Annotated in this window: 3 protein-coding genes and 2 pseudogenes; 4 read left to right on the top strand and 1 reads right to left on the bottom strand. The window is 63.4% G+C overall.

Annotation, left to right across the window (positions count from 1 at the left end):
• The 4 genes and pseudogenes from D6877_RS08040 to D6877_RS08025 form a co-directional block, all read left to right on the top strand.
• Positions 1 to 141: pseudogene (locus D6877_RS08040) on the top strand (transcriptional repressor); the annotation flags it as partial.
• A complete protein-coding gene (gene znuC / locus D6877_RS08035) occupies positions 141 to 926 on the top strand; it encodes a zinc ABC transporter ATP-binding protein ZnuC (RefSeq protein WP_024014991.1) in 786 nt (261 codons plus the stop codon). The pseudogene D6877_RS08040 and the gene znuC, both read left to right, overlap by 1 nt.
• Complete coding sequence (gene znuB / locus D6877_RS08030) at positions 919 to 1,707, top strand: zinc ABC transporter permease subunit ZnuB (RefSeq protein WP_016772340.1); 789 nt, start codon at positions 919 to 921, stop codon at positions 1,705 to 1,707. Before znuC ends, znuB begins: the two co-directional genes overlap by 8 nt.
• A 37-nt stretch (positions 1,708 to 1,744) precedes the next feature.
• Positions 1,745 to 2,458: a PA5502 family lipoprotein gene (locus tag D6877_RS08025; protein ID WP_016772339.1), complete on the top strand. Its 714-nt coding sequence runs from the start codon at positions 1,745 to 1,747 to the stop codon at positions 2,456 to 2,458.
• 94 nt (positions 2,459 to 2,552) lie between these two features.
• On the opposite strand, the pseudogene katE reads toward D6877_RS08025, so the two are convergent.
• Positions 2,553 to 2,854: pseudogene (katE, locus tag D6877_RS08020) on the bottom strand (catalase HPII); the annotation flags it as partial.

Genomic DNA, 2,854 nt, shown 5'->3' with positions numbered 1-2,854 from the left:
CGCGAGTGCCACGCCGCTATCGAACTTGAGCAAAAAGTGATCAGCGACGCGATCATCAGCAGCGCCAAAGACGTCGGTTTCATCGTCGAAGCGCAGACCGTCGAAGTGGTCGGCCTGTGCGCCGGTTGCCAGGGGGCCTGATGAGCAACGCGCTGATCCGTCTGGAACAGGTCGCCGTCACGTTTGCCGGGCAGACCGTGCTGGACAACATCGAGCTAAGCGTGGAGCCGGGGCAGATCGTCACCCTGATCGGCCCCAACGGCGCCGGCAAGACCACGCTGGTACGCGCCGTGCTCGGGCTGTTGAAGCCGAACAGTGGCAGCGTCTGGCGCAAGCCGAAATTGCGCGTCGGTTACATGCCGCAGAAACTGCATGTCGACCCGACCCTGCCGCTGTCAGTGCTGCGCTTCTTGCGCCTGGTGCCTGGCGTCGATCGTTCGCGTGCCCTGGCCGCGTTGAAGGAAGTCGGCGCCGAACACGTGATCGACAGCCCGGTGCAGAGCGTTTCCGGCGGCGAAATGCAGCGCGTGCTGCTGGCTCGGGCGCTGCTGCGCGAGCCGGAGTTGCTGGTACTCGACGAGCCGGTGCAGGGCGTCGACGTCGCCGGGCAGGCCGAGTTGTACAGCCTGATTACCCGGCTGCGCGACCGCCACGGTTGCGGCGTGCTGATGGTGTCGCACGATTTGCATCTGGTGATGAGCACCACCGATCAGGTGGTCTGCCTCAACCGCCACGTCTGCTGCTCCGGGCATCCCGAGCAGGTCAGCGGCGATCCGGCATTCGTCGAGCTGTTCGGCAAGAATGCGCCGAGTCTGGCGATCTATCACCACCATCACGACCACGCCCACGACCTGCACGGTTCGGTGGTCAAAGGCCCGCTCGGCGGGCAACCTCATGTTCATGGAGACGGCTGCAAGCATGGCTGATTTTCTGTTGTATGCCCTGCTTGCAGGTCTGGCCCTGGCGCTGGTGGCAGGGCCGCTCGGTTCGTTTGTGGTGTGGCGGCGCATGGCCTATTTCGGCGACACCCTGTCTCACGCCGCGTTGCTTGGCGTGGCACTGGGCTTTTTGCTGGACGTCAGCCCGACCGTGGCGGTGACGGTCGGTTGCCTGCTGCTGGCGGTGCTCTTGGTGACGCTGCAACAGCGTCAGCCACTGGCATCCGACACGCTGTTGGGAATTCTTGCACCGAGCACGCTCTCTCTCGGCCTGGTGGTACTAAGCTTCATGCATGAAGTGCGGATCGACCTGATGGCCTATCTGTTTGGCGACTTGCTGGCGATCAGTCCGAGCGACCTGGCGTGGATTCTCGGCGGCACTGCGGCGGTGCTGGTGTTGCTGGTGACGCTGTGGCGGCCGCTCCTGGCGGTCACCGTGCACGAAGAACTGGCGCGGGTCGAAGGCTTGCCGGTTGCGGGTTTGCGCTTGGCGCTGATGCTGTTGATCGCGGTGGTGATCGCCGTGGCAATGAAAATCGTCGGGGTGCTGCTGATCACTTCGCTGCTGATCATCCCTGCGGCTGCGGCACAGCGTCACGCCCGTTCGCCGGAGCAGATGGCGCTGGGCGCGAGCCTGCTGGGCATGCTCGCGGTGTGCGGCGGGCTGGCGTTGTCGTGGTTCAAGGACACCCCGGCGGGGCCGTCGATCGTGGTGACGGCAGCCGCGCTGTTTCTGTTGAGTTTTGTTCTGCCCCGTCGTGGGGTGTAGACTTGGCCGCTTTTTGCGCAATTAGAGAGTCGCAGGAATGAAGCCGTTCGCCTCCCGTTATCTGCTCCTTGTCGCATTTTCAGTGCTGCTGGGCGCCTGCCAAAGCACGCCGCCGGTGGCTGAAGTCCCGGATGCGCGGGCTACGGCCATCGCACAGCTGGAGCAAAGCCTGGCCAGCAGCGAACTGGCCACCGCCGAAGACCAGTTGGCCGCATTGCAGGCCGCGACCCCCAATGATCAATCCCTTGAGCAATACCAGCGGCAGCTGGCCGAGGCGTATTTGCGCCGCAGCCAGATCGTCCTGCAGAAGGGTGATGTCAACGCTGCAGCCACTGCATTGAGCCGTGCTCGCGCCCTGATGCCCAAAGCGCCCGCGCTGACCGGCGGCGTCAACGGCGCGATCACCGAAGCGCGCAAGGCCGAGCTGGAAAAGGCTGAAGCGGCGTTATTGGCTGCCGAAGCCCGGCCGAAAGCCAAGGTCATCGACCCGACTGCCGAGAGCACCACGGTTGCGTTGAACATCGGTGATATTCACAAGCTGCAACGACAACTCGACGCCATCGCCGCCGATGTGGTGAATTATGAGTGCGCTGTCAGTATCCAGGCCCCGCGCACCGCAGATTATCCGTGGCTGGCGACGTTGCTGAGCAAGCGAGTAAAGAAGCTCGATCCTGATTTTGATTTGCAGATCGAAAAGCAGATCTTGCGCACAGTGCCGGCGCAGATGGTTTTAAGCCCGCGCAAGCCATAAAACGCATCGCGAGCAGGCTCGCTCCCACAGGTGCAACAGCGTACCTGTGGGAGCGAGCCTGCTCGCGAAAACGTCCTCTCAGCCAATAAAGATCTTAAGCCGGAATCGCCTTGGCCCTAGGCTCCCGCGCCCAGACCCGATGCTCGCCAATCGCGGCGAAGAACGGCTTGGTCAACGCCCCCACATCCGCGCCCTGCAACAACCCCGCATCCGCATCGAGCTTCAGCAAGTCCTGCAATTGTTTGGCCTCGCCGTGCAGCGCGATCGCCTTCAGGTGCTTATAGGCCTCCAGCAGATAATGCAGCGCCACGCCGTCGCCGCTCAACGCGGTAATCGACGCAGCGCCACCCGGCACGAATACCGCGTCGAAAGCGATCGACGGCATGCCTTCCATCG

Origin of the sequence: Pseudomonas sp. Sample_9, assembly GCF_004307535.1 — a bacterium.
GTDB lineage: Bacteria > Pseudomonadota > Gammaproteobacteria > Pseudomonadales > Pseudomonadaceae > Aquipseudomonas > Aquipseudomonas mercuritolerans.
Note: the sequence above shows the minus strand (reverse complement) of the source record. Positions and strands in the feature narration are given on the sequence as shown.

Excerpts from the sequence above, each read along its gene's own strand:
- D6877_RS08025 (WP_016772339.1), top strand. The coding sequence starts at position 1,745 with ATGAAGCCGTTCGCCTCCCGTTATCTGCTCCTTGTCGCATTTTCAGTG.
- znuC (WP_024014991.1), top strand. The coding sequence starts at position 141 with ATGAGCAACGCGCTGATCCGTCTGGAACAGGTCGCCGTCACGTTTGCC.
- znuB (WP_016772340.1), top strand. The coding sequence starts at position 919 with ATGGCTGATTTTCTGTTGTATGCCCTGCTTGCAGGTCTGGCCCTGGCG.